Below are 26,613 nucleotides of genomic sequence, written 5' to 3' on the forward strand. Positions count from 1 at the left end.
AGGAGAAAAAATAAAGTCAACAACTTTTATGAAAGTTTTTTCTAACTGATTCATTTTAAATCAAGAAGCGTAGAATATAACCAAATCGCTCCCCTTTGCAAGCCTAACACCTTGAATTGGATTATTTATTACACAATTTAAAACGCATAGTTACCGAACCTCTGCCTTTTTGTTTTAAATCCAATTAGGCCAGAGTGATTTACGGCTCTTTTCTTATTCCGCATGGTATCCTACCCTGCTTAATTTCGCGCTATAACATGCAAAGCACAGCAACTTACTTTCCCCCAAAATAAGATGATTCTAGGACCAAAAATATAAGCCCCCTCACCTCTTCTATAATGAAGAGCTTAAAGCGTTGAGCATAAAAACATCATACAGCATAGTTTTTTAAAGTTAAGTGTTGACTCTTTTCAAACTAAACCTATAATACCGCCCCACAACGGCAGACGTTGTAATACAATTTGGGTTGTTAGCTCAGTTGGGAGAGCATCGCCCTTACAAGGCGAGGGTCACTGGTTCAAGTCCAGTACAACCCACCACTTCTACTCTTAGATTAGAATTGGACATTAAACTCGATTCAAGAGTATAAATTGAAACACAATTTGGGTTGTTAGCTCAGTTGGGAGAGCATCGCCCTTACAAGGCGAGGGTCACTGGTTCAAGTCCAGTACAACCCACCACTTTATTCTTTATTAGATAGAGTGGTTGATGCAAAGCATCGCACTAAGCCTGAGCAAGGCGAGGGTCACTGGTTTAAGTCCAGTACAACCCACTATAACTCTGTTCAAGAGTATAAATTGAAACACAATTTGGGTTGTTAGCTCAGTTGGGAGAGCATCGCCCTTACAAGGCGAGGGTCACTGGTTCAAGTCCAGTACAACCCACCACTTCTACTCTTAGATTAGAATTGGACATTAAACTCTATTCAAGAGTATAAATTGAAACACAATTTGGGTTGTTAGCTCAGTTGGGAGAGCATCGCCCTTACAAGGCGAGGGTCACTGGTTCAAGTCCAGTACAACCCACCACTTCTACTCTTAGATTAGAATTGGACATTAAACTCGATTCAAGAGTATAAATTGAAATATAATTTGGGTTGTTAGCTCAGTTGGGAGAGCATCGCCCTTACAAGGCGAGGGTCACTGGTTCAAGTCCAGTACAACCCACCACTTTATTCTTTATTAGATAGAGTGGTCGATGCAAAGCATCGCACTAAGCCTGTTCAAGGCAAGGGTCACTGGTTTAAGTCCAGTACAACCCACCATCACTCTATTCAAGAGTATAAATTGAAACACAATTTGGGTTGTTAGCTCAGTTGGGAGAGCATCGCCCTTACAAGGCGAGGGTCACTGGTTCAAGTCCAGTACAACCCACCACTTTATTTTCTAGATAGAGTGGCCGATACAAAACATCACGCTAAGTCTAAGCAAGGCTAAAACTACAACTTTAAATCTAGTACAAGACACTTTTTCACTTTATTTATAGTCATTGTTACTTTTCACATACTCAAACAGCACATCAAACTGAATAAACTTAAACCTGCCATAAAGTCCATAGAAACAACCTCGTTTTTCTCATTTACTAACTAATTAGATACTCTACCCAGCCTCCCAAATTTTGCTTATACCCTTAACTATTTTGACACTAACCTCAGTAAATAGTTGGGATAAGCTAAATAGACTAACCTACTAAAAATGAGTTAATTTTTGTTTTCAAAACTACACCTAAGTACTAGACTAGAAGCAAAGCCATTGTCTAAAAATTGTTTCTATGTCAGCTCCATCTATTCAAAATGCCAAAATGTTAATCGTTGAAGATCAACCATTAGCATTGAGCTATATGAAACAATCTTTAGAACAGTTAGATTTCAGAAATTTAAAATTTGCAGAAAGTGCAGACAGTGCAAAAGAGCTTTGCACTATCAATAAGTTTGATCTCATCGTATGCTCTTTTGGTTTAGCAAAAAAGCAAAATGGCTATCAATTTTATGAAGAGTTACGGTCCAAACAGTTAATTCGCTCAAGTACCGCTTTTATTTTTATTTCTTCTGAAACTAGCCCCGAGTTAGTCCATAGTATTATCGAACTCCAACCCGATGACTTTTTAGTTAAGCCCTTTTCAATAAAAGAACTACAAAACCGTATAGAACGAGTTTTAAAGCGTAAACAGGCTTTAAGGCATATAAACTTGCTTGTAGACGATAAGAACTATTCAAAGGCCTTAAAAGCGCTAGATCTAGAACTAGACAACAAAGATCATAACTACACTTCCCTACTCCTAAAGCTAAAAGGAGAACTTCTACTCAGACTCAATCAATTAGAAGAAGCAAAGTCTTTTTACAAGTCGGTTTTGGCTCTGCAAAAGTTTACATGGGCAAAGCTAGGCTTGGTCGAGGCGCTCATTACCAACAATGAAGATGTTATCGCTCAGAAGATGTTGAAAACCTTAATAGAGCGACCGGAAACTCGTCTTCCTGCGCTCGATTTATTGAGCAAACTCGAAATAAAACTAAACCAATATGAGAATGCCCAACAATTGTTAGAGCAAGCAATTGAGATGGCACCCAGAAACATAAATAGGCAACAGTCACTTGGTCGAGTTGCGCAAATTAATCACGACTATGAAGCCAGCTATAAAGCGCATAAAGATATAGCAAGTTTCGCGCGCTACTCGATCCATGACAAACCAGAAGTGTATTTGAACGCCGCACGAGCAGGAATAGACTTTGCCTTGAGTACCGATCAATCAGACCAAGTTACTCGTCTCACAAGGCAAACGCAACAATACCTGAGTGATTTAAAACAGCAATTTCCAAACGCACAAACCCAAGCGCAAATCGATGTCCTCAACGCCCGCGTCCATTACCTAAAAGATGAGCATAAAAAAGCGAAACAACTGCTAGAACAGTTAGAAGATGAACCCGTTATTCGCTCGGTAGATTCCACTTTAGACAAAGCAAAAGCACTACATGAGGTGGGGTTAAACCACAAAGCTCAGGAGCTATTTAGTCAAGTTATTGCACACTGTGAACGCCATAACTCAAGCGCAGATCCCATCACAATGCACTATCTATATCAGCAGCAACAAGAGAAAAAAGAGATCACTATGGGTCCTAGAGAGCTGAATAACCATGCGGTCACACAGTTTAACAAAGGACAATATGAAACCGCTTTGGAGGCATTCACTCAAGCATTTAGAATTATGCCTAAAAACTTGGGAATAGCGCTAAATTTACTGCAATGTATGAGTGATAGTTGTGCTAAGTCAGGAAGTACTTTTAATTCCAATTTAGCAAAGCGTTGTACTACTTTGCTAAATCAGTCTGAGTTGGATAGTGAACAGCAGATCCGCTACGGTAAACTCAAAGCTAAACTAAATGAAATGAAACTCGACTTTGAGTAATCACTTGTTTATCGCAATTGAGCTATTTCTTTTCCATTGCGAGGGCATTAACACAATAACGCAGTCCACTTGGCTCAGGGCCGTCGGGGAATACGTGACCTAAATGGCTATCACACACGTTACAAGTGATTTCGACGCGCGTCATTCCATGACTCTTATCGCCATGATACGCAACCGCTTCCACTGCTGCAGGCTGTGTAAACGAGGGCCAACCAGAGCCACTATCAAACTTTTCTTCGGCATCGAATAACAACTCGCCACAGCATACACAGTAGTATTTACCAGGTTCAAAAAGCTGACAACTTTGTGAGCTAAACGGGCGTTCAGTCCCCTTTTTCCTGGTGATCATGTAAATTTCTGGAGCAAGCTCTGATTGCCATTGCTGGTCCGATTTATCAACTCTGCGAGGAGCAACAGGATTACCATTTCTGGCAAAGTTTAGTATATCTAACCACTTTAACATCTCAATTCTCTCTCTTGTTTACTTCTGTCTTTTGCTCTTCAACAGGAAGTGGCCAATCGCCAAAAAAGCAACTTAGATAGCGGCTTTTAATTAAATATAATAGTACCCAACTCACCAACACAATTTGTACGGCAATATAAGGAGAAAAACTATAATGAGTTTTCCCAGCTTGCAGGATCAACCACGCTAAATCGAGTACCGCTGTTAATATAAGTGGCAAACGCATATAACGCCAGACGGCAGCAAGCTTTGGAGAACTTGTTGGCCGCCTAAGAGAAAACACAACGGTTGGTATGAGCGCGATACAAGCGATCCCTGTCGCGACAAAAAAGTGAAACTTAGACTCAAAAAATAGCGACATCAAATCCAAGTCTGGGCGTCTCGCAAGTGCAGAAAACACCCAAATAAGTAACGGGCGGAGCAACACAACCAGCGCTAAATTAAAAGCGATTGGCGTACGATAAACGCCATATTTATCCCAGTATTCAGGGCCGTATCGTGTTACTGATTTCATTTTACTACTCGTATTTGTTTAACAGTGCGATCAGCGCCTCTTCATCGAACACCTCAACACCTAGCTCTTGTGCCTTCGTGAGCTTAGAGCCTGCTTTTTCGCCAGCATAAACTGCATCCGTATTTTTCGACACACTACCCGCGACCTTAGCGCCAAGCGCTTGCAATCTCGCTTTAGCATCGTTGCGGTTCAATTGGCTCAAGGTTCCAGTCAACACATAAGTTAGCCCTGCTAAAGGTTGTGTATCCTCTGACGGTGCTGCCACATCTTGCCAAGTTACACCCACTTCAATCAATGCAGTTACCACCTCTTGATTGTGCTGCTCGGCAAAAAAGCTATGAATGTGCTGCGCAACAACAACACCAACATCACTTACTTGCTGTAGAGTATCAATGGAGGCGGCCATCACTTTTTCAAGCGTCAGGAAGTGATTTGCCAAGTTTTGTGCTGTCGCTTCACCGACTTCTCTGATCCCAAGCGAATACAAAAATTTGGCTAACGTTGTTTGCTTTGCTTCTTCAAGTGCCGCAACCAAGTTTTTAGCAGACTTAGGTCCCATACGTTCAAGAGACTCAAAATGCCCTTGTCTTAAGATAAACAGATCGGCAGGGGTTTTGATTAGCTCGCGCTCAACTAACTGCTCAACTATTTTGTCGCCAAGGCCATCTATGTCGAGGGCCTTTCTCGATGCAAAGTGCTTAATTGCTTCTTTACGTTGTGCACGGCACACTAAACCGCCAGTACAACGCGCAACCGCTTCTCCTTCAACGCGTTCAACATGAGAATCACACACCGGACAAGTATCTGGGAACTCAATCTCTTTGGCATCATCTGGACGCCTATCTAACACGACCTGAGTTACCTGAGGGATCACATCCCCAGCTCGGCGTACAATAACGGTATCACCAATCTTTACACCTAAACGCGCAATTTCATCACCATTATGAAGCGTGGCATTCGATACCGTAACACCACCAACAAAAACAGGCTCTAAGCGTGCGACGGGCGTGATCGCCCCAGTACGACCGACCTGAAACTCAACATCAAGCAGCTGAGTGATCTCTTCTTGTGCAGGGAACTTAAATGCAATCGCCCAGCGCGGCGCACGAGCAACAAAACCAAGCTGCTCTTGCTGCGCTTTATCATTCACTTTGATCACTACGCCATCAATTTCATAGGGAAGCTCAGCACGGCGCGTCATGATATCTTGATAATAAGCCAAAGCTTGCTGTGCATTATCGACAAGCTTTGTCTCAGGGCTCATTGGCAAGCCCCAACCTTGTAATTGCTGTAGCTGCGCATAGTGCTCGTTGGCCAGCTCACCGCCTTCAACTAAACCCATAGAATAAGCATAAAACATCAACGGACGCTTAGCGGTGATTTTTGAGTCTAATTGACGTAAACTTCCCGCTGCCGCATTTCTTGGGTTTGCAAAGGTCTTATCACCTTTCGCTTGTGCCGTTTCATTTAGCTTAATGAAACCCGCAGTATCCATAAAAACTTCACCACGCACTTCTACTTCATGCGGAATATGTTCTCCACGCAGTTTCAGCGGAATATTGCGAATGGTTTTGACGTTCTCAGTGATGTTTTCCCCAACTTGACCATCTCCCCTTGTCGCCGCTTGAACGAGCACACCATCACGATACAAAATAGACACAGCCAAGCCATCGAGCTTTGGTTCACAGCAAAAAGTAACATCTTTACTTGCCAATAGGCGCTCTTTTAAACGGCGATTAAATGCCGTAAATTCACTTTCGTCGAAGGCATTATCGAGCGACAACATAGGTACTCTGTGTGTTACTTGCTCAAACTTGCTAAGCGCTTCACCACCCACTTTCTGCGATGGGGAATCCGGACTTTGTAACTCAGGATGCTGCTGCTCAAGCACCATCAACTGGCGCATTACACGATCATATTCCGCATCAGGCACACTTGGGTTATCTAGAACATAATATTGGTAATTGTAATCTTCGAGTTGCTGCCTAAGAGCTGCAACTTGGCTTTCAATGTTGTCTGACATTTAAACCTCTAAACGTAAAAAGCCACCAGCGGATGCCAGTGGCTTAAAAATAATTCTAAGTAGCGATTAAGCGGCGAATTCACGCACTTTTTCAACATAACCACGCACGGCTTCAACCGTTAACGGCTCGCGGTCTTTATCAAGTACGGTTGCACCAAACTCTTCAGCTAGTTTTTTCGATGCACTGTGAAGCATATTAAATGCAGCCAAGTTATCGCCTTCACAAGGTAAGGTCATAAATAGGCTAATGCCAGCGGTGCTAAATTGTTCCATGTTATCGATATCAAACGTACCTGGGTTGTACATGTTTACCAATCTAAATAACACAGGACCGTTTCCGGACGGCTCTAAATGGCGATTGAAGAAGCCCTCATCAGAATATTTAAACCCAAGGCTTAACACGGTTGGTAATAACCTTGAACCTGCCATTTTCAGGCCTTCAGGCATGTCAACGTGAAGAATAATAAAGTCTTGTGGCTCTATCGCATTCTCTTCAAGCTCAACCTCTTCAGATCCACTGTTCTCGGTTTGCACCTCAGTTTCAGACTCTTCAGTCGCTATAATGCCCTCAGTCGCAGGCTCGTCATCCACCGCACTAAAGGTCATCTCTCCAATTTCAGGTTCGTCAGGCTCTTTATCATGATTCGGCGTTTGCTCTTTGAGTTCATTGGGCTCCTTTTTAGACACTTTATCGCTGCTCTTCTTACGAACAGACCAAAGTCCATGTATGAGTAACCCGCCTATGACCAACGCACTGATCACGATTAATGCCCATCTTAACTCTGTGGCCATTGCTCACCTTTTTTGTTGTTATGCCTGTGCCATTTGCACCGCTTGTTCTATATCTACGGCAACCATACGCGACACCCCGGGTTCTGCCATGGTTACCCCCGTCAGTCTACCCGCCATTTCCATAGCGACCTTGTTATGACTGATATAAATAAATTGCACTGTTTGCGACATTTCTTCAACCAAACGACAAAATCGTCCTACGTTTGCGTCATCAAGCGGTGCATCTACTTCATCCAGCATACAGAATGGGGCTGGATTAAGCCTGAATATTGAGAACACCAATGATAATGCGGTCAGCGCTTTTTCTCCACCACTTAACAGATGAATTGTCGAGTTTTTCTTACCAGGCGGCCTTGCCATGATAGAAACACCACTTTCAAGCAGGTCATCGCTAGTCAATTCTAGATATGCATTCCCCCCACCAAACACTTTAGGAAACAACTCGGCTAAATCTTCATTCACTTGATTAAAGGTGGCACTAAAGCGGGTTTTGGTCTCTTTATCAATTTTTCTGATCACCGCTTCTAACGTTTCTAACGCATTAGTGAGATCATCCAGCTGTGTATCTAAATAGGTTTTACGTGCCTTCGCTTCTTCAAACTCTTCAATTGCGGCTAAGTTTACAGCCCCTAACTTACCAAGATCATTACTGACTCGACTCAAATTGGCTTGATACTGGCCCAAGTTTGCGTCTTCAGGTAATTGCGCCAGCTCCGCTTTTAGCGTCCGACCAAGCTCCTGCAAAGGTTCAAGTGCCGCTTGCGCCTTTATCATCAAGCTTTGCTCTTCAAGTTTCACTTGTTGCAAAGACTCATTGAGTTTACTCACTTCGCCTTGTGCATCTTTTAATGCCGCTTGTTTTTGGGAGAGGTTTTCCTTGGCTTGGTTAAGCGTATCCAACATCGTTTGCTTTTGCGCCTTGGCTTCTAGATGTTGGGAGAGCAATAATTCAATGTCTTCATGTGCCTCCGCGAGCGGCTCTTCACAAAGCAAAATATCTTCTTGTGTTTGCTCAATGCGCTGATTTATTTCATCGCGGCGATGTTGCAAGTGTTCCAACTTAGAATTGCTGAGCTGTAGTTCACTTTCTGCCTGCTGCGACGCAAGTTTAGTGGTATGAACTAATTGCTGCGCATCTTGTAATGCGGCGCGTCGAGATTGACTATGTTGTTTAAACTCAGTCAACTTAGCCTCGGCTAGTTGTTGTGTTTGTTGTGCTTGCGCTAGTAACTCTTCACGTTGTAATTGCTGTTCAGTATAAAGTTCAAGTTGTTCAATGACCTCGCCTCGTTCTTGAGCAATGACATCAAGCTGTTCCTGAATTTTCTGTCCTTGCTCACGCCAAGCGCTCAGATTCTCATCCAGCATTTCAACTTTGGTTTTATGGCTGGCGATTGCTTGGGCCTTTTCGTGAACACATTGCTGTTTTTCTAATAAACCAACTTGCGTGTCTTCAAGAGCAATACGCTTTTGTGCTACAACCTGTTCAGCCTCTTCTGCGAGTTGTTGCAAATGAGGAAGTTGAGTATGACATGACTGCAATTGGGCATAGCGTTTTAACGCGCCACTCTCTTCATTGCTTTTCGTCTTGGCCTTAAAGTTATCTCCCACAATAACGCCACCGACCGTCACGCCAAGAAGGAATTGTTCACACGATTTAAAGTCTGTAGATTCAGCACATAATTTTATTTTCGTTAAAAAGCTGGGGAACAGCCCTGAGCTTATTTTTGTCGCAACGGAATCAGCGGGAACTTCGAGTTCAGTGGGCCACAGCGTATTCATTTCGCGTTGCTCAACGACTAAATGCGTCAACCCAAGCAGTGCCGCCTCCACGCACTCTTCATACCCAGACTCAACAACAAGCTGCGATAACATAGTCGTAGCAGAAGTCTCCGACGTTTCCTCTGCCCAGCGTGATAACGCCTTTATTTCAGATTGCACTTCTTGTAACGCCTGAAGCGCTTTTTGAGCATGAGTCTGTGCCTGTAAGATTTCTTCTTTATTGGTTTGCTCTTGACCTTGCAACTTACCAGCTTGGCTTTGTAATTTAGCCATCGCTTGAACTAACTGATGATGTGCATCCTGAGCTTTAGCCAAGTCATTTTCCAACATAGATGCGTGATGCGCGTCAGCCTGTTCCTGCAACTCAGCCTGACGCTTATCTATGTGCAGTTTAGCTTGCTGTTGTTGCGCTAATTGGCTTGCCCCTTGCTGTACCTGAGCATGTATTTGTTGATACTGCTTCTGCGCGTCATTATACTGTGCTTCTAATTGAGTTTGCTCTGTGTCACTTTGCTCATTTGTGAGTTGAATTTCTTCCAATTGCAATAGCGCAATCTCAAGTCGCTCAGAAACTTCAGCGACTTTTTCAGCACTGCTCGCCACATACTCGGCTTGCTCGTCTTGCGCCTCAATCACTTCTTGCTGTTGTGATTTCAGTATTTGGGACTGCTCAATAAGCTGACGCTTTTTTTCAGTTAGATTGACCTTCTGTTGCTCAAGCGTTGCCAACTGGGTTTCAATTCGGTGCACGCTATGTTGTGCTTGCTCATAGCCATCATTGAAATGCTTAATTTCATGTTCTAGCGTCGCCAAAATGCTGTCATGGCCACTGTGAGCTTCATTAAAAAATGCTAATTTTTCGTTGAGTTTGGCAATTTCTTTGGCTTTTATTGCCTGCTTTTGCTCAAGGCTTTGCCACTTTAAAATTGCTATCCACGACTTTAAGTCACGCTCTTGCGACTTTAAAGACTTATATTCGCTCGCCTGTTGTGCTTGAAGTGCCAGTTTATCTAGCTGACTCTGTAGCTCTTGCCTAACATCGAGCAAACGCTCCATGTTTTCGCGGGTACTCTTGATCCGGGTTTGGGTTTCTCGTCGACGCTCTTTATATTTTGAAATTCCGGCGGCTTCTTCTAAAAAAACTCTTAACTCTTGCGGCTTACTTTCGATCAAGCGAGAGATCATCCCTTGCTCAATGATTGCATAACTGCGAGGACCTAGGCCAGTACCTAAAAAGATATCCGTGATATCGCGCTTACGGCACTTACTACCATTTAAAAAATAAAGAGATTGACCATCTCGCGTCACTAAACGCTTAATGGCAATTTGGTTACGATCTGCAAACGTGCCGGGCAACCGGCCTTGAGTATTATCAAAAATCAGTTCTACAGAAGCTTGCGAGATAGGTTTACGTTTGGTCGAACCGTTAAAAATAACGTCCGTCATGGCATCGCCACGGAGGTTTTTCGCGGAGCTTTCTCCCAGTACCCAGCGAACTGCATCAATAACATTAGACTTACCACAGCCGTTTGGCCCAACCACACATGTCATCTGGTCAGGAAACGGGATCTTGGTTGGCTCTACGAAAGATTTAAAGCCGGCCAGTTTGATGTTACTCAGTCGCATAGCTTATTATTATTGTTCGCGGTTACTTTTGAGAATAAGACAATTCATTAGTAAGATCTATGAGTTAGCAATGACAGCGTTTAATATTATCCAAAATGATCCCGGTAGCCATCGCCACATTCAATGATTCAGCACCACCAAACGCAGGAATAGTCACCTTTTTATTGATGTGCGCCGCTATGGTATCGCTAATACCATGAGACTCGCTGCCCATGACCAACACGGCATTACGACTAAATTGGCACTGATGTACGCTCTCACCACCAAGGAATGCACCATAGCACTCGCCTTGATATTGTTTTAAAAAGGCCTCGAGATCGGTTCTCACCACATTAACACGCACAAATGAGCCCATAGTGGCACTGATCACTTTAGGGTTAAATTGATCGGCGCAGTTTTCGCTTACCACGAGCTGCGTTAATCCATACCAATCAGCAAGACGAATAATGGTACCGAGATTACCCGGGTCTGAGACTCCATCTAATGCCAACACCAGCCCAGCAGTATTGATTTCTTCTGCTGGCGGCATTGCAACGACCGCTATCGCCGCATTATTTGACACCAAAGTACTCACCTTGCTCAACACTTCCTCTTCTGCTTCTACACAGTCAATATTAACGAGTTTGGATTTATACTTTGTCATGAACTCATTGGTCGCGAACAGCTGTTCAACAGCCAACCCAGCATCAACTAACTCAATCACATTCTTTTCGCCTTGCACTAAATACAGACCATGTTGTTTGCGATATTTTTTTTGCCCTAAAGCACGAAGTAGTTTTTGTTGATTCTTGGAGATCATGTGCACCTCAAAAGTTGGATTCACCATTATACCTGTTCAGTATCAGATAAAAAGCGTTTCCACGAGGCATTAAGCTAAGAAATTATGTTATCTTGTGCCGAATGACACACAAGGCATAGAGGTAATCATGTCACCTGAGCTAACGCTTATTTTACTCAACTTTATTCTACTTTTTGTGGCCTACGTATTCGTTTACCCAAAGTTAAAAGAGAAAAGTCTCGCCAGTATCAGCAAACAAGATTTATTGGTTACTGCGGTTTCTTTAGTCGTGTCTGGAAGTTTGTACTATGGCAAGGATATCGAGTTTTCGTTAGTGTTTTTTAAGAGTAATTGGGTGGTGTTTACGATTGTCGCATTTAGCGTGATTGAAATCCCATTTTTACTGTGGTTTAAGCGTCGCTATAACATTAAGTTTGGAGAGTAATAGAGAGGTAGCTACGCCTCTCTATTCGATTATCACTCAGCTCGCTTCTCGCGACCAAGCAACGCCATTGCGGCTTCTTTCACATCTTTTTGCTCATAAAGCACTTGATAGATCTGCTCAGTGATCGGCATTTCAATACCAGTGCGTTTGGCAAGTAGATAAACTTCTTTGGTATTGCGATAACCTTCGACCACCTGACCTATACTCGACATCGCCTCATCGACCGACTTTCCCGAGCCAAGTGCAAGACCAAAACGGCGATTACGCGACTGGTTATCCGTACAAGTGAGAATGAGATCACCAAGCCCCGCCATACCCATAAAGGTTTCAGAGCGCGCGCCTAACGCACATCCTAAACGACAAAGTTCAGCGAGTCCTCGGGTGATAAGCGCCGTTCTAGCATTCGCACCAAAACCAAAGCCGTCAGACATGCCCGCGCCAATTGCGATAACATTTTTGACCGCGCCGCCGAGCTGAATACCAATAAAGTCTTCGTTGCTATACACCCTAAACGAGCGACCGCAATGCAACAGCTCTGCGAGCTCTTCACGAAACTTTGCACAAATCGAAGACACTGAAATAGCAGTAGGTAATCCTGCGGCCATTTCTTTTGCAAAAGTAGGTCCACTTAGCACCGCCAGCGGCACATCGTCACCTAACACATCCAGTGCAACCTCTTGCAATAATCGCCCAGTATTTGGTTCGAGCCCCTTGGTTGCCCAAGCTACTTTTGCATTCTCAAGTAGCATAGGTTTAATCTTCTTTAAGGTGTCTGCAAACGCATGACTTGGCACAACCACCAAAATACGCTCGCTAGACTTAACAGCCGTTTCTAAATCGGCCTCAAGTTCAAGCGTGTTTGGAAACTGGATGTCAGGAAGATAACGTTGGTTTTTGCGCTCAGCTGCTAGCGCCTCAACGTGTTCGCTATTGCGTCCCCATAGTGTCACTTGGTGACCATTTCGGGCGAAACAAATAGCAAGGGCGGTGCCATAAGACCCCGCCCCCAATACAGTTACAGCTGATTTTGCTGTACTCATCAATTATGCGTCAGCAGTTTGCTCAGGCTGTGCTTGAGCCGCACGTTGCTGCATATACTGAGCGAATAATGCGTCAAAGTTAACTGGCGCAAGGTTTAACTGTGGGAAAGTACCACGGTTAACTAGGCTAGCTACCGCTTCACGCGCATATGGGAATAGGATGTTAGGGCAGAATGCGCCTAGCATGTGTGCCATTTGCATTTCTTCAAGATCTGCAATTGCAAAGATACCAGCTTGTTGGATTTCACATAGGAATGCAGTTTCTTCACCAATAGTTGCCGTTACCGTTAGCGCGAGAACAACTTCAAAAACGTTGTCATCAAGCTTTGCTGAACGTGTGTCCATGTCTAGCTTAACTTCTGGTGTCCACTCTTTTTGGAAGATACCTGGTGAGTTTGGCGTTTCAAACGATACATCTTTAGTATAGATACGTTGAATGTTGAACTGAGCGCCTTCTTGTTGTTGTTCTGCTGCTTGGTTTTGTTCTGCCATGATAATTTCCTAAATTCTGTTGTGATCCTGCTAGTTCCTAGCAGTCATTATAAAAAGTAAGCTGAGCCAAAGCTCAATCAATCTTATGCTTGTAATAGCTTATCGAGTTCGCCTTTCGCTTCAAGCGCCATAATATCGTCGCAACCACCAATATGGCGCTCAGCGATAAAGATTTGTGGCACGGTATAGCCACCGTTGGCTTTTTCGATCATCTCGTCACGAAGCTCTGGCTGTGCGCCAATATCATACTCAGTGTATGTGACACCTTTTGCATCTAATAGTGCTTTTGCACGATGACAAAATGGACAATAGTCTTTGGTGTAAATTACGACTTGGCTCATCATAGACCTCAGTTATTTTCCGTTAGAGATTGGTAAACCCGCACTTTGCCATGCGCCAATACCACCTGATAATACGTACACTTGCTCGAATCCAGCTTTGTGCATGTTATCAGCAACAGCAGATGCCGTCATACCTGTGTTACAGACCAATATAATGGGCTTAGATTTATGTTTTTCAAGACCAGCAAAATCTTTTTGCTTGAGTTTTTCCGCATTCACCTGCTCAGAACCTGCAATGTGACCTTGGTTAAACTCTTTTGCTGCACGCATATCGAGTACCTGACCATCTTGGCGGTTAACAAGCATAGTCAACTGCTGGGGGTTAATTTGTCTAATTTTAGAAAACTGACTCTTAAACCAACTACTCACTAACATCGCGGCTAACACAACCCAAATGATGCTAAGTACCGGATGGTTACCTAAAAACGCAACGTATTGTTCCATTAATTTATCAACCAAAAATTATTAAACGATAAAGTGGCAGCAAGTATACCTGCTTTATTCTCGACAAAACAGACTTGTTCAACATGAGCAAATATCAATCTCAAAGTTGATAATTCATCACTGTGGGGCTGAATATTCATACAAAAACAGGTATTCTACTTACCAGCAACCAGAGCAAGCTTATCGAAGCGCTGCAGCCTAAGTTAGTAAATCTAACCTTGTAGCGTTTGCTATAAGACATCAACATCGTGCCTAATTCAGGATTTCAGGAGCGCAAATGACAGCTAAGAAAAAGCCATTGGTATTAATGATTTTAGACGGTTGGGGCTATCGCGAAGAAAGCGAGAGCAATGCTATTTTAGCAGCCAATACCCCAGTATTAGATGAACTATGGCGCTCTGCTCCGCACACCTTGATTTCAGGTTCAGGCCTTGATGTTGGTCTACCGGATGGACAAATGGGGAATTCCGAAGTTGGCCACGTTAACCTCGGTGCAGGACGTGTGGTTTATCAAGACTTCACGCGGATCACTAAAGCGATTGACGATGGTGAGTTTGAGCACAATCCAGCTCTGGTTGAGAATATCGACAAAGCAGTGGCAAAGGGAAAAGCCGTTCACCTAATGGGGTTATTGAGCCCAGGTGGCGTTCACAGCCATGAAGATCACATTGTTGCGGCAATTAAATTAGCAGCTGAGCGCGGTGCAACCGTTTATTTGCACGCATTTTTGGATGGCCGCGATACACCACCTCGCAGCGCACAAGCGTCAATTGAAAAAATGGAAGCCTTGATGCAGTCACTCAATTGTGGCCGACTAGCGTCTATTATTGGTCGCTACTATGCTATGGACCGTGACAATCGTTGGGACCGCGTCGAGTCTGCATACAACCTGATGGTAAGTGGCGACGCTGATTTTACTTATAGTAATGGCGTTGAAGCGCTACAAGCAGCTTACGCGCGTGATGAAAATGATGAGTTTGTTAAAGCATCAGTGATCACCGAAGCTGGGCAACCTGCCGCTACTATCAATGATGGTGATACGGTTATCTTTATGAACTTCCGTGCAGACCGAGCGCGCCAGATAACCCGTGTTTTTGTCGATGCTGACTTTAACGGCTTCGAAAAACGCAAAGCACCGGACTTAAGTGCGTTTGTTATGATGACTGAATACGCTGCCGACATTAAAGCCCCTATCGCTTTCGCGCCTGAAGCACTTGTCAATGTGCTAGGTGAATGGCTAGCTAAGCACAACAAAACTCAGCTGCGTATTTCAGAAACGGAAAAATATGCCCATGTCACTTTCTTCTTTAGCGGCGGTCGCGAAGATCTCTTTGAAGGAGAAAAACGTGAACTCATTCCTTCTCCACAAGTCGCCACTTACGACTTGCAGCCAGAGATGAACTCAGAAATGCTAACTGATAAGTTAGTTGAAGCCATTCATAGCGGTGAATTTGACGTCATTATCTGTAACTACCCGAATGGTGATATGGTTGGACACTCTGGCGTATTCGAAGCCGCAGTAAAAGCATGTGAAGCCGTTGATAAGTGTATCGGTCGTGTGGTTGCAGCGTTAAAAGAAACCAGTGGTGAAGCTCTGATCACAGCAGACCACGGCAATGCTGAGCAAATGCAAAACCCGAAAACGGGCCAAGCTCACACAGCACACACCAGTGAGCCTGTACCATTTATTTATGTAGGTCGTGATGCAGAGCCACAAGCAGGAAAAGCACTAAGCGATGTTGCACCAACAATGCTGCATTTACTTGGTATGGAGCAGCCTAGCGAGATGACAGGCACTCCAATTATGCGTTTAAAATAACGGCCTGCCTGTATGCCGTTAAAAACGACATTTCACTATGCCGCACTTCTCGGTGCGGCGTTACTCATGACAACAGCGCCCACTGTTGCCAACGAATCTAGAACCAAACAAGACTTAAGCGAAGTTCAGCAACAGCTTAAAGCTAGCCAACAAGCATTAGAAAAGCAGCGCGGTGAAATTAACAGTCACGAAGCAAAGCTCAAAGCCTTCGAACTTGATATTGCCAAAAGTGCCAAAGCTATCTCACTCACAGAAATCGGGATCAAAGAAAACAAAACCGAGCAGGCTGAACTTAAAAAGCAAGAAAGCACGCTGTTAAACGACAAGAAAAAATTTGAAAAGATCCTTGCGGCTCAGCTAAAAAGTGCCTACATGACGGGCTCTCATGATTATTCTAGAATGTTACTTAATCAAGAGCATGCCACAAAGCTCGAGCGCACCATTGCCTATTATGATTACCTAAATAAAGCACGCATTAAACAACTCGAACAACTCAAATCTATCGGCCAAGAATTGGCACAGACTCAAGCTGAGTTAGCAAGAACACAAGCACGCTTAGAAGCGCTACAAAACCATCAGAATGAACGCTTGGAAGCGCTCAAGAAGGCGCAGCAAGAACGTCAAAACCAGCTTGCAAACCTAAATAACAAACTCAGTGAAACACGCTCTGCTATCGCTTATTTAAAAGAAAATGAACAAACCTTAATCCAAACGTTAGAAGAGCTTGCCAAGGCACAAAGAGAAGCCGAAGTACGTTTAGATGGGCTAGCCAAACTCAAAGGCAAAATGAGTTTACCAACCAAAGGTCGAATTAAACATAAATTCGGCCAAAGCAAACATGCAGGCATGAATTGGAAGGGCGTCCTCATTGGTGCAAAAGAAGGGGCTGAAATTGCGAGTGTCGCCCCCGGTCAAGTTGTGTATGCAGATTGGTTAAATGGCTTTGGCTGGGTTATTGTGCTCGATCATGGTCATGGTTTTATGAGTCTATACGGCCACGCACAAACGCTGCTTCGCGATGTTGGCGATCAAGTTCGCAGTGGTGAAGTGATCGCTTTGGTAGGACAAAGCGGCGGACAAAGAGATCCTGGTCTATACTTTGAAATACGGCATAAGGGAAGCGCTGTAGATCCGATAAAATGGTGCAGATCCAGTTAACTGAATAACCCGTGCTGCACCTTGATGAGGAGCAGCACATGAATAGACAAACCCGTTTTTACGCGCTCGCAGCGCGCTATGTTGCATTATTAAGCTTCCTGCTTTTGTTAAGTTTTAGCGCTTTTAGTCACGCGTCTACACAAAAGTTCTCGGCTCAAGAAATCGATGAAATCCTGTATCATATTCACACCTATTATGTTGAAGACTTGCCTCTGAGTCGCTACAACGCGGGCAACTTATCGAGCCTCTTCGATAATTTAGATCCCTACTCTAAATACCTCAATGAGGAAGACTTGGAATCCATCTTCAGTGCAGCAAATGGACGCTACACAGGGCTTGGTATTGAAGTCGAAGAGCAAGATAATTACGTGATTATCTTGGATACCCTGCCCAATTCACCAGCAGCCCAAGCAGGCATAGAGAGCGGTGATAAACTCCATGCAATCAATGGCGCTAATGTTGCGGGCAAATCGATAGAAGAAGTGTCTGCCCTACTCAAAGCTGCAAATAAAAATCTCATCAATTTAGTAGTATTAAGACAAGACGAGCTGGTTGCACTTGAGCTTAAACGTCAAGAGATAGTCATTGAAAGTGTCGCCAGTAAACTCTTAAACGACGGCACCGGCTTTTTAAGCGTCAACAGTTTTAATCATCACACCTACCATGATGTTGCAAGACACATAAGCCGACTACAAGTACAGTTAGGTAGTCCATTGAAAAAGCTGGTTATTGATTTACGTGACAACCCCGGCGGTACACTTAATAGTGCCGTGGCAATCTCAGATCTTTTTTTAGACAGTGGCACAATCGTCACGACCAAAGGCCGCTTCTATGACGCCAATCAGGCTTACATTGCAAAGCGTGGAGATATTTTAAATGGTGCGCCTATTTTGGTATTAATCAACAATAATTCCGCTTCAGCGGCCGAGATTTTAGCCGCCGCACTCAAGGATAATAAACGTGCCTTAGTCGTTGGCTTACGTTCCTATGGTAAAGGTTCAGTGCAATCCTTGATCCCAATTGGCAATGGTACTACTGCATTAAAGTTAACGACAGCGAGATACTACACACCAGCAGGTACATCAATTGAAGGTAAAGGCATAGAGCCCGATGTATATTTTACCAAACAAGCGCTTTCCCTGTTAGATAAAAGCGCTATAATCACTGGTGAAGAATCAATCAAAACAACAGGTATTGAACAACTTGCCTCGCATTGGCCTAAGGCACTGGCGTTAGTTCAATCACAGTAAATAAAAAACGGTCCTGTAGGGCTGTAAACTATAATAATAATTTGTGTGCTAAAAAAAATAATCGGGATAATACTGGCCTGCATGACTTTTGCAGTGCCAGCAAAACAGTTTGCCATTGTTATAGACGATATTGGCAATCACCAACGTGACTTAGAGTTGCTGTCCTTACCGGGTGGGATCACCTTTTCGATCCTGCCCCACACCCCTTTTTCTCAACAATTTGCCTTTGCAGCCAGTCGCCAACAACGCGAGCTTTTATTACATGTGCCAATGCAGGCACAAGACACGGAAAAGGCCCTTGGCCCGGGCGCATTAACCACCGATATGGAAAAGTGGCAGTTGCAAATGACACTTGGCAATGCGCTATCGACACTGCCTCAGGTTAAAGGCGTAAACAATCACATGGGCTCAGCATTAACAGAACAAATAGAGCCAATGAAATGGACAATGGAAATACTAAAAAAGCGCGGATTATACTTTTTGGATAGCCGTACCACTAGCCACAGTCAAGCCCAATATGCTGCCAACCTTTACGGCGTAAAAAACGTCGCTCGACAGATCTTTCTAGATAATGATATATCCACTGAGGCGCTCAACAAGCAGTGGCAACATATGCTTAAGCTACTTGATAATCACGAGCATGTTATTATCATTGCGCACCCATATAAGGAAACCGCCGCCTTTCTTGCAGCCAAGTTAGCTGAGCTTGAAAGTATTGATGCCAAACTTGTTCCCGTGTCTCAACTGGTTGAACAAAAATACGTACGACTTGCAGAAATTGCTGAGCAACACGCTATTTCCGGGCAATTAAGGCTCCAAGAATAAAGATTAGCAATGATTATCATCAGACAATTTCAAAGCGGCGAAGAAGCAGTGTTACGCAAGCTTATGTTTGACACAATACGCTCGGTAAATATACAGCATTACTCCAATAGCCAAGTTAATGCATGGGCACATAGCGACGTTGTCGATAAAAGCTGGCAAGACCGATTAAGGAGCAATCAGCCCCTTGTCGCCGTACTAAATGGTAAAATTGTTGGCTTTGCCGATATCCAAGCTGACGGTCTTATTGATCACTTTTTTTGCCATGCAGAACATCAAGGCCAAGGCATAGGTAAAGCACTTATGCTCGCACTCTTAGAACACAGCAAAATAACCAACACAACGCGCTTATTTTCCCATGTTAGTAAAACGGCTAAACCTTTCTTTGAATATTTTGGTTTCCAAGTGATAAAGGAACAACAAGTGAAGGTTCGTGGCGAAGTGTTAACTAATTACCTGATGGAAAAGAGTATGCCTGCCTGCTAGCAGGCATACGAACTTTCTTCCCTAATCTATGGGCGCAAACCGCGTGGGTAAGGCACTAAATTGCAAGGATGGATTTTGCTTCATCCACTTTTTCTTATTAGGGATTTGGATCTTAAATTCATCATCCGTCACAAACTTTTGGGTTTTACCCTTGGCATCCACAAACTGAATTGATGCAGGCTCGGTAAATGTAAACTCTAGTTCATCAAAGCTTGGAGCAAACCAAGACAAGCTACCTGCCATCAACTCAACAAAAGCGTCCATATCCTCTAAAAGAATAAACAAATCGCGATACATAACCTGCTGCTTAGTCAACGGCGCTATATCGGTATTGACCAGAATCGCAACGGCACCTTTTTCTTGATTGATCACTAAATTAACTTGATCTGCACGAGACTGCGGGAGAATAGGTAAATCAATATTGCCGTCTTTGTCTATGATACCGTTGGCAATGATCTTGTCATCTTGCTCCAGCCAAAGTTTAACATCCTCAAGCGCGATATCAGGCTGCTTCACTTCCACTGTAAATTTAGACAAGATATATTGCGACTGCGCTTTGTTGGCGATTAAATCTAGAATTTGATTAATCTCACCATATTCAACACTTCGCTCAGCGGCGAAAACAGAGTTGCAAAGTAAGCTCGCAACAGCACCTAACATCAGTAACTTTTTCATTGGGTTATCCTTTCTTATTGTTGTCTTCATAAGAGGAGCTCTTCGAGAAATAGTTCAAAACTTGATCTCAATTCCATACATGCCAAATAGATCAAGCTAAACTCAACATAAGCATATGGAGTGAAAAGGAGTAGCAGATGACCCAAACCGTAGCTGATTTAATGACCCCAGATCCGTTCGCAGTGATTGCTGAAAATACCTTGCAAGATGCGCACAATTTAATGAAAGAAAAAAATGTTCGTCACATTCCAGTGATTGACGAAGCAGGAGCCTTAGTTGGTATGCTCACGCAAAAGATTATGATCGCCAAGGTAATGGGAATAATGGCAACCTATGGCGCAAATGCGCTTGCCAGAAAAGAAAAGCAAACAAAAGTACAAGATATTATGGCGACCGATTTTGCGAGCGTGCGCCCAAGCCAATCACTACAAGATGTGGTGCGCTTTTTTGTCGATAATCGCCATGGCTGTATGCCTGTGGTAGACGAGCAAAACAAATTGGTTGGAATACTGACTTCATCAGACTTTGTGCGACTCGCTGCTGCACTCTTGTCTTAAACGTGGTAACAAGCGAGTGTATTCCACTGTCTCGCGGAATACACTCAGCTAACTGCATGATTACGCTTTTTCTTGAAGCGTTCTCGCTACGGTTCTCATGCCTAAGGTCGTTGCACCTGCGGCCCATTGACCACTAGCGCTATTTTGGAAAGAAGCCGCAAGGTCGATATGCACCCAACCTTGACCTTCGTTTGGTACAAAGCGAGACAGGAAACCCGCTGCATTTGATGCACCACCAAAGCCGCCACCTTTTTGCGCTCGGCTGTTAGCTGTATCCGCATAAGGCGATGGACAGTTATTTTGGTGCCACTTTTCTAGAGGCAATGGCCACGCGGCTTCAAATTCGTCACTCGCGAACTGCTGTACATCACCGACAAGTGTTTTGTCTAAACCAAATAACGCATTGTACTCTTGGCCTACAGCAACGAGCGCGGCGCCCGTTAATGTCGCAGCATCAATGATAAGCTCTGCGCCTGTTTCACCGGCAGCCATCAAGCCATCAGCAAGCACCAAGCGACCCTCTGCATCGGTATTTACGATTTCAACTGTGGTACCATTTTTGTAGGTAAGAATATCACCTAACTTATAGGCATGGCCTGAGATAAGGTTCTCAGCACAACATAGGAACAACTTAACACGACGGTCAAAACCACGTTGAATAGCCAGCGCTAAACCAGCCGTTACTGTTGCCGCACCGCCCATATCACACTTCATCGTAAGCATGCCTTCGCTTGGCTTAATCGAGTAGCCACCTGAGTCAAACGTGATCCCTTTACCCACAAGTGCTGCGCTAACTGGTGCGTCATCATTACCTGTTGGGTTGTAGTCAAGCTCAAGCAACACAGGAGGACGCTCACTGCCGCGTCCCACTTCGTGGATACCAATCCATTGCTGCTCTAACAGCGCGTCGCCTTTAATGATTTGATAGCTAACATGCTCAGGTGCCAATGACTGAATAAACTCAGCCGCTTTTCCAGCAAGGCTTTCAGGATAAATATCTTCGGCCGTCCCGTTGATCATCTGACGCATCCATGTTGCCGACGCTTTTAGTGCATCAAGTTCGTTAAGACTTGACTGGTCGTTGTCAACAAACACCACACCATCTAATGCTTTTGGTGACACAAAACCTTGATAAAAAGCCCATTGAGATTCAGTACACCACAAGCCACCTTCTAGATGAACTTGTTTAATCCCTTGTTGTGCGATGCTACGAGCCGCCTTTTGAATATTCTTCAGCGTTTCGTCTTGTTGTAAATGGATAAAAGCACCGTCCTTTTCAAACGACAATGCAGCACCAGCAGATAAATACTCTGGTTTTGCGTCTTCACTCAGTCGTACAATAAATTTCTCTGACATTCTCTTTTCACTCTTGTGCTTGTAAGTGTGGTTAAGTGTACACTAGCCACTAAATACACCCAACCTAAAGCGACCAATGAAGTTTTCTAGGCAATTACAACAAGCAACCTTGCTCAAACGATATAAACGCTTTCTTGTCGATTTACGCGCCCCAAGTGGTGACGAATTCACCGTACACTGCGCCAATACTGGTAGAATGACCAATTGTGCTGACCCGGGATTTACGGCCTATTACTCCACCAGCGATAACCCTAAACGAAAGTACATTCATTCGTTGGAGCTGACGCAAGATAATGATGGTCATTTTATTTGTGTAAATACAGCGGTGGCCAATAAAGTGTCTGTTGAGGCCATAGAGCAAGGAAGAATAACGCAACTGCAAGGCTACAAAACACTTCAAACTGAGGTGAAATACGGGGCTGAAAATAGCCGAATTGATATTTTGTTGAGCGACCTCGAAAATGGACAATCCTCGCAATTCTGCTACGTTGAAGTAAAGTCGGTGACTTTGCTCGAGCAACAGCAAGGTTTTTTCCCTGATGCAGAAACCTTAAGAGGTCAAAAACATCTTAGAGAATTAATCCACATTAAACAGCAAGGTCATCGTGCGGTGTTACTGTTTGCCGCGCTCCATACAGGGATAAATTGTGTCAAACCAGCCAGCCATATCGATCAAAAATATGCAGCGTTAGTAAAAGAAGCAATTTCTCATGGGGTAGAAATCATTGCTTACCGAGCGCATATTGACGACAACCAAGTACAATTAATTGAAGAAATTCCTTTTGATTACGCTTGACTTTTTTCATGCTGCCCACATATAGCCGTGATAGTTTTCTCCCCCAAATAGTTAAACATTGAAAAAAGTGGCTGACATTTGCAGTAAAAAAGTGTTTGCTAAGGGGTAAAGATTTTGCTATTTATACCCGCCGGCGAAAGCTGGGGTTATGTATTAAGGATTTAGGAGAATGGTATGCCAGACCAGAAAAAACTAGGGTTATTGGCTCAAGCCGGTGTAGAACCTTATCAAGAAAAGCCAGGCGAAGAATACATGAATGAAGCACAACGTGCTCATTTCAAAGCGATATTAGAAGCATGGCGTGCCGATCTACGTAATGAAGTAGATCGTACTAAGACACACATGCAAGACGAAGCGGCAAACTTTCCTGATCCTGTGGACCGTGCAGCGCAAGAAGAAGAGTTTTCTCTTGAACTGCGTACTCGCGACCGCGAGCGTAAGCTAATCAAGAAAATTGAGAAAACACTTCAACTTATCGAAGATGATGACTTCGGCTTTTGTGAGTCGTGCGGTATTGAAATCGGCATTCGCCGTTTAGAAGCGCGTCCAACAGCTGATCTTTGTGTTGATTGTAAATCTCTCGCAGAAATCAAAGAAAAACAACAAGGCAGAGGATAATCTCAGCCCTGTGTCCCCAAGCTTAAAGCAAACTGGGAGCTATCGCGGTCGATTTGCTCCCTCGCCTTCCGGACCGCTTCATTTCGGCTCTCTTGTGGCCGCCCTGAGTAGCTATTTAGATGCAAAAGTCAATCAAGGTAAATGGCTCGTTCGCATCGAAGATATAGACACACCGCGTGTAGTTGCGGGTGCTGCCGACAATATATTAACCACTCTTGAAGCATATGGCCTTTACTGGGATGAAGACGTTGTCTATCAATCGCAGCGCCATGCCCTATACCAAGCCTATTTGACGACACTAAAATCAGACTCCCTTGTGTATGCGTGTCAATGTACTAGAAGGCAAATTAAAGCAATGGGTGGGTTTTATAACAATCATTGCCGAGCTTTAGCGCTAAGTTGGCAAGATAACGCTTTGCGCCTACAGCAGCGCTGTCCAGTTACTGAATTTAATGATGCAATACAAGGCACGGTTGTCATTCCCCCTGCAATTGCGCATGAAGATTACATCGTTAAACGCCGCGACGGCTTATTTGCTTATCAATTGGTGGTGGTCGTTGACGACATAGAGCAAAAGATTAGTCATATCGTGCGTGGTGCCGACCTGCTAGAACCCACAGCAAGACAAATTAGTTTATTTCGACAACTCAATCGGCCATCACCTAAGTACGCTCACGTACCACTGGCTGTCGCAGAGCCCGGATATAAGTTATCTAAGCAGAATCATGCTCCAGCTATTGATAACCGCAACCCGTTACCAACCCTTTATGCCGCGCTGCGTTATTTGTATGTGCCAGTTGATTCTCTCCATAATTATCAAGATATTGAGGCATTACTGGCTCACGCTATTGACATTTTTAGTCTAGATCGCGTTCCTAAAGTACAAGAAATTCAACTAGACTCTCTAGAAAATGGCGATTTTGCTTTTCGCCCACTGTTTTCAAGTACTTCAATTTAGTCTCATTTGAGTATATGATAGCGAGCCTTAAATGCGACCTGTTTTAAGACAAAAGCAGTGGTTCACAACGACTAGAATAGAAAACTTGATTGCTCAGGAGACGAGTTATTATTTCCAAGCTTGTAAACTTTTGCCGCCAGTTTGTAACTGGAAAAGGCGATGAGACGGTGAAAATGGCCAGCCCGACACCTGCGATAATTCCTCGCAGCGAGCATGGTATATCTCGTAAACAATTTAGCCCTAACGCTATCAAAGTGCTCTATCGCTTAAAAGACGGTGGCTATGATGCCTACCTAGTTGGTGGTTGTATCCGCGATATCATGCTAGGAATAGAGCCTAAAGACTTTGATGTCGTTACCAATGCGACACCTGAACAAATCAAAAAGCTCTTCCGTAACTGTCGCTTAATAGGTCGTCGCTTCCGCCTTGCGCACATTGTTTTTGGACGGGAAATTATTGAAGTTGCCACCATGCGTGGCCATCATCAAAGTGATGACTCTTGTGCCACGACAAGTCAAGCCAGCGAACACGGGCAGCTATTACGCGACAATGTCTACGGCAGTATTGAAGAAGACGCCGAGCGCCGCGACTTTACTATCAATGCGCTATATTATTCGATCAATGACTTTACTTTACGCGACTTTGCCGGTGGTGTTGCTGACATTAAAGCGCGTAAAATTGAGCTGATTGGCGATCCTGAAACTCGCTATCGCGAAGATCCGGTACGTATGCTGAGAGCTATCCGCTTTGCAACCAAACTGGATATGGAGATTGCTACGCCGACCCGCACTCCGATTAAAGCATTAGCGCCGTTACTTGGGCATATCCCAGCTGCACGCTTGTTCGAAGAAACACTAAAGCTATTTTTAAATGGTAAAGCGGAAGAAAACTTTCTTCAGATGCGTGAATACGGCTTGTTTGCACAATTATTCCCGGCGTTAGATAAAATCCTAGCACAGCCTGATAATGACTTTGAACGTCGCTTTATTCAGCAAATGTTTGCCAATACGGATAGCCGTATCAACGCGGATAAAAAAGTAACCCCTGCATTTATCTATGCAGCACTTTTATGGTTCCCTATTTTAGCTAAAAGCGAAGCGCTCGCGGCCGAAGGTATGAATGAATATGATGCCTTTATGCAAGCCATTAATCACGTCCTTGCTGAAAATGCTAAACACGTTGCAGTGCCTAAACGCTTTACTTTAGGTGCCCGAGATATCTGGCATATTCAACAACGCCTAGATAAACGTTCAGGCCAGCGTGCATACCGCCTAAGCTTGCAGCCGAGATTTAAAGCCGCATATGATTTCCTATTATTGCGTGTTGAAAGTGGTGAGCAAGAGCAAGAAGAACTTGCAGCTTGGTGGACTGACTACCTCAAGAATGACGTCACCGGCCAAAAAGACATGGTGCGCAACTTAGGTAACCAAAGCAAACCTAAGCGTCGTTACAATAGACGTAAGCCAAAAAGAAAACCGAAAGAAGATTAAATGAATATTGCGTACATTGGATTGGGTGCAAACCTATCCGAACCGATGGCACAAATACAGCGAGCACTCGATGTGCTCGCCGCCCATCCAGACCTCTCGCTTGTCCAGCACTCTAGCCTGTATGGCTCAAAACCTATGGGCCCTCAAGATCAACCTGATTATGTGAATGCCGTAGCAAAACTAGCGACATCATTAACAGCAGCATCTTTACTCGATGTGTTGCAACAAATAGAGCTTGAACATGGTCGTGCACGCAAAGCTGAGCGCTGGGGACCGCGCACGCTCGATTTGGATATACTGCTTTTTAATACCGACACCATTAACAGTGATAGACTGACGGTGCCGCATTACGGCTTGAAAGAAAGAGAATTTGTCGTCTATCCACTATTAGAGATAGCGCCAGAACTCAAATTACCTGATGGCTCTGAGCTTAGCTCTTTAACACAAAAGTTACCACTTAACGGATTAGCAATCCTCAAATAAACC

General features: G+C 44.0%; 25 protein-coding genes and 6 tRNA genes. 19 read left to right on the top strand and 12 right to left on the bottom strand.

Annotated features, from left to right (window positions below; all coding sequences use genetic code 11):
* The first annotated feature begins 463 nt into the window (after window positions 1-463).
* From PNC201_RS14805 to PNC201_RS14835, 7 genes are all read left to right on the top strand, one after another.
* A tRNA-Val gene (locus PNC201_RS14805) sits at window positions 464-539 on the top strand.
* Between the two features lie 65 nt (window positions 540-604).
* A tRNA-Val gene (locus PNC201_RS14810) sits at window positions 605-680 on the top strand.
* A gap of 131 nt (window positions 681-811) precedes the next feature.
* Window positions 812-887: transfer RNA gene (locus PNC201_RS14815), tRNA-Val, on the top strand.
* Between the two features lie 65 nt (window positions 888-952).
* A tRNA-Val gene (locus tag PNC201_RS14820) sits at window positions 953-1,028 on the top strand.
* A gap of 65 nt (window positions 1,029-1,093) precedes the next feature.
* A tRNA-Val gene (locus PNC201_RS14825) sits at window positions 1,094-1,169 on the top strand.
* A 131-nt stretch (window positions 1,170-1,300) separates the two neighbouring features.
* A tRNA-Val gene (locus PNC201_RS14830) sits at window positions 1,301-1,376 on the top strand.
* A 394-nt stretch (window positions 1,377-1,770) separates the two neighbouring features.
* On the top strand, window positions 1,771-3,402 hold the full coding sequence (locus tag PNC201_RS14835; RefSeq protein ID WP_102057494.1) for a tetratricopeptide repeat-containing response regulator: 1,632 nt from the start codon (window positions 1,771-1,773) through the stop codon (window positions 3,400-3,402).
* Between the two features lie 22 nt (window positions 3,403-3,424).
* Here PNC201_RS14835 and msrB read toward each other — a convergent pair whose 3' ends face one another.
* From msrB to PNC201_RS14865, 6 genes are all read right to left on the bottom strand, one after another.
* Window positions 3,425-3,865, bottom strand: coding sequence for a peptide-methionine (R)-S-oxide reductase MsrB (gene msrB / locus PNC201_RS14840; protein ID WP_102057495.1), 441 nt, complete (start codon window positions 3,863-3,865; stop codon window positions 3,425-3,427).
* A 1-nt stretch (window position 3,866) separates the two neighbouring features.
* Window positions 3,867-4,379 carry a DUF2919 domain-containing protein gene (locus PNC201_RS14845; RefSeq protein WP_045990300.1) on the bottom strand — a complete coding sequence of 171 codons (513 nt, stop codon included), beginning with the start codon at window positions 4,377-4,379 and terminating at the stop codon, window positions 3,867-3,869.
* 4 nt (window positions 4,380-4,383) lie between these two features.
* Window positions 4,384-6,402, bottom strand: a complete 2,019-nt coding sequence (ligA, locus tag PNC201_RS14850; RefSeq protein WP_102057496.1) for an NAD-dependent DNA ligase LigA — start codon at window positions 6,400-6,402, stop codon at window positions 4,384-4,386.
* 66 nt (window positions 6,403-6,468) lie between these two features.
* Window positions 6,469-7,194 carry a cell division protein ZipA gene (gene zipA / locus PNC201_RS14855; RefSeq protein WP_102057497.1) on the bottom strand — a complete coding sequence of 242 codons (726 nt, stop codon included), beginning with the start codon at window positions 7,192-7,194 and terminating at the stop codon, window positions 6,469-6,471.
* A gap of 18 nt (window positions 7,195-7,212) precedes the next feature.
* Window positions 7,213-10,602 (bottom strand): AAA family ATPase, encoded by a 3,390-nt coding sequence (locus tag PNC201_RS14860; RefSeq protein ID WP_102057498.1) that lies wholly within the window; start codon window positions 10,600-10,602, stop codon window positions 7,213-7,215.
* 64 nt (window positions 10,603-10,666) lie between these two features.
* Window positions 10,667-11,401 (bottom strand): TrmH family RNA methyltransferase, encoded by a 735-nt coding sequence (locus PNC201_RS14865; protein ID WP_010607584.1) that lies wholly within the window; start codon window positions 11,399-11,401, stop codon window positions 10,667-10,669.
* A gap of 127 nt (window positions 11,402-11,528) precedes the next feature.
* On the opposite strand from PNC201_RS14865, the gene PNC201_RS14870 reads away from it, so the two are divergent.
* Complete coding sequence (locus tag PNC201_RS14870; RefSeq protein ID WP_010378819.1) at window positions 11,529-11,825, top strand: hypothetical protein; 297 nt, start codon at window positions 11,529-11,531, stop codon at window positions 11,823-11,825.
* A gap of 32 nt (window positions 11,826-11,857) precedes the next feature.
* Here PNC201_RS14870 and gpsA read toward each other — a convergent pair whose 3' ends face one another.
* The 4 genes from gpsA to PNC201_RS14890 all read right to left on the bottom strand — a co-directional run bounded on the left by gpsA (window position 11,858) and on the right by PNC201_RS14890 (window position 14,142).
* The gene (gene gpsA / locus PNC201_RS14875) at window positions 11,858-12,865 is read right to left on the bottom strand and encodes an NAD(P)H-dependent glycerol-3-phosphate dehydrogenase (protein WP_010607583.1); all 1,008 of its coding nucleotides are present in this window, start codon (window positions 12,863-12,865) and stop codon (window positions 11,858-11,860) included.
* A 3-nt stretch (window positions 12,866-12,868) separates the two neighbouring features.
* Window positions 12,869-13,357 carry a protein-export chaperone SecB gene (gene secB, locus PNC201_RS14880; RefSeq protein WP_010607582.1) on the bottom strand — a complete coding sequence of 163 codons (489 nt, stop codon included), beginning with the start codon at window positions 13,355-13,357 and terminating at the stop codon, window positions 12,869-12,871.
* An 83-nt stretch (window positions 13,358-13,440) separates the two neighbouring features.
* A complete protein-coding gene (grxC, locus tag PNC201_RS14885; protein ID WP_010607581.1) occupies window positions 13,441-13,698 on the bottom strand; it encodes a glutaredoxin 3 in 258 nt (85 codons plus the stop codon).
* A 12-nt stretch (window positions 13,699-13,710) separates the two neighbouring features.
* Window positions 13,711-14,142: a rhodanese-like domain-containing protein gene (locus PNC201_RS14890; protein ID WP_010378806.1), complete on the bottom strand. Its 432-nt coding sequence runs from the start codon at window positions 14,140-14,142 to the stop codon at window positions 13,711-13,713.
* 277 nt (window positions 14,143-14,419) lie between these two features.
* On the opposite strand from PNC201_RS14890, the gene gpmM reads away from it, so the two are divergent.
* The 5 genes from gpmM (at window position 14,420) to PNC201_RS14915 (ending at window position 19,677) form a co-directional block, all read left to right on the top strand.
* Entirely contained in the window at window positions 14,420-15,961 is a 1,542-nt protein-coding gene (gene gpmM / locus PNC201_RS14895) for a 2,3-bisphosphoglycerate-independent phosphoglycerate mutase (RefSeq protein WP_102057499.1), read from the top strand.
* A gap of 12 nt (window positions 15,962-15,973) precedes the next feature.
* On the top strand, window positions 15,974-17,119 hold the full coding sequence (locus tag PNC201_RS14900) for a murein hydrolase activator EnvC family protein (RefSeq protein ID WP_102057500.1): 1,146 nt from the start codon (window positions 15,974-15,976) through the stop codon (window positions 17,117-17,119).
* A 38-nt stretch (window positions 17,120-17,157) separates the two neighbouring features.
* A complete protein-coding gene (locus PNC201_RS14905) occupies window positions 17,158-18,369 on the top strand; it encodes a S41 family peptidase (protein WP_010607577.1) in 1,212 nt (403 codons plus the stop codon).
* An 81-nt stretch (window positions 18,370-18,450) separates the two neighbouring features.
* On the top strand, window positions 18,451-19,194 hold the full coding sequence (locus tag PNC201_RS14910) for a divergent polysaccharide deacetylase family protein (protein ID WP_102057501.1): 744 nt from the start codon (window positions 18,451-18,453) through the stop codon (window positions 19,192-19,194).
* 9 nt (window positions 19,195-19,203) lie between these two features.
* Window positions 19,204-19,677, top strand: coding sequence for a GNAT family N-acetyltransferase (locus PNC201_RS14915; RefSeq protein WP_102057502.1), 474 nt, complete (start codon window positions 19,204-19,206; stop codon window positions 19,675-19,677).
* Window positions 19,678-19,698: 21 nt separating this feature from the next.
* Here the strand turns inward: PNC201_RS14915 and PNC201_RS14920 are convergent, their stop codons facing one another.
* Window positions 19,699-20,352 (bottom strand): DUF2987 domain-containing protein, encoded by a 654-nt coding sequence (locus PNC201_RS14920; RefSeq protein WP_102057503.1) that lies wholly within the window; start codon window positions 20,350-20,352, stop codon window positions 19,699-19,701.
* A 137-nt stretch (window positions 20,353-20,489) separates the two neighbouring features.
* Here PNC201_RS14920 and PNC201_RS14925 point away from each other — a divergent pair, with 137 nt between their 5' ends.
* Entirely contained in the window at window positions 20,490-20,909 is a 420-nt protein-coding gene (locus PNC201_RS14925) for a CBS domain-containing protein (protein WP_010378791.1), read from the top strand.
* A 60-nt stretch (window positions 20,910-20,969) separates the two neighbouring features.
* Here the strand turns inward: PNC201_RS14925 and pepB are convergent, their stop codons facing one another.
* On the bottom strand, window positions 20,970-22,265 hold the full coding sequence (gene pepB, locus PNC201_RS14930; RefSeq protein ID WP_102057504.1) for an aminopeptidase PepB: 1,296 nt from the start codon (window positions 22,263-22,265) through the stop codon (window positions 20,970-20,972).
* A gap of 76 nt (window positions 22,266-22,341) precedes the next feature.
* On the opposite strand from pepB, the gene sfsA reads away from it, so the two are divergent.
* The 5 genes from sfsA (at window position 22,342) to folK (ending at window position 26,610) form a co-directional block, all read left to right on the top strand.
* A complete protein-coding gene (gene sfsA, locus PNC201_RS14935) occupies window positions 22,342-23,061 on the top strand; it encodes a DNA/RNA nuclease SfsA (protein WP_010607573.1) in 720 nt (239 codons plus the stop codon).
* 174 nt (window positions 23,062-23,235) lie between these two features.
* Complete coding sequence (dksA, locus tag PNC201_RS14940) at window positions 23,236-23,679, top strand: RNA polymerase-binding protein DksA (protein WP_017216564.1); 444 nt, start codon at window positions 23,236-23,238, stop codon at window positions 23,677-23,679.
* Window positions 23,680-23,689: 10 nt separating this feature from the next.
* Complete coding sequence (gene gluQRS, locus PNC201_RS14945; protein ID WP_102057505.1) at window positions 23,690-24,637, top strand: tRNA glutamyl-Q(34) synthetase GluQRS; 948 nt, start codon at window positions 23,690-23,692, stop codon at window positions 24,635-24,637.
* Window positions 24,638-24,810: 173 nt separating this feature from the next.
* Window positions 24,811-26,127 carry a polynucleotide adenylyltransferase PcnB gene (gene pcnB, locus PNC201_RS14950; RefSeq protein WP_029215927.1) on the top strand — a complete coding sequence of 439 codons (1,317 nt, stop codon included), beginning with the start codon at window positions 24,811-24,813 and terminating at the stop codon, window positions 26,125-26,127.
* A complete protein-coding gene (gene folK, locus PNC201_RS14955; RefSeq protein WP_102057506.1) occupies window positions 26,128-26,610 on the top strand; it encodes a 2-amino-4-hydroxy-6-hydroxymethyldihydropteridine diphosphokinase in 483 nt (160 codons plus the stop codon).
* Window positions 26,611-26,613 lie beyond the last annotated feature (3 nt).

The sequence above is a fragment of the Pseudoalteromonas sp. NC201 genome (genome assembly GCF_002850255.1).
In the GTDB taxonomy this organism is placed as follows: Bacteria; Pseudomonadota; Gammaproteobacteria; order Enterobacterales; family Alteromonadaceae; genus Pseudoalteromonas.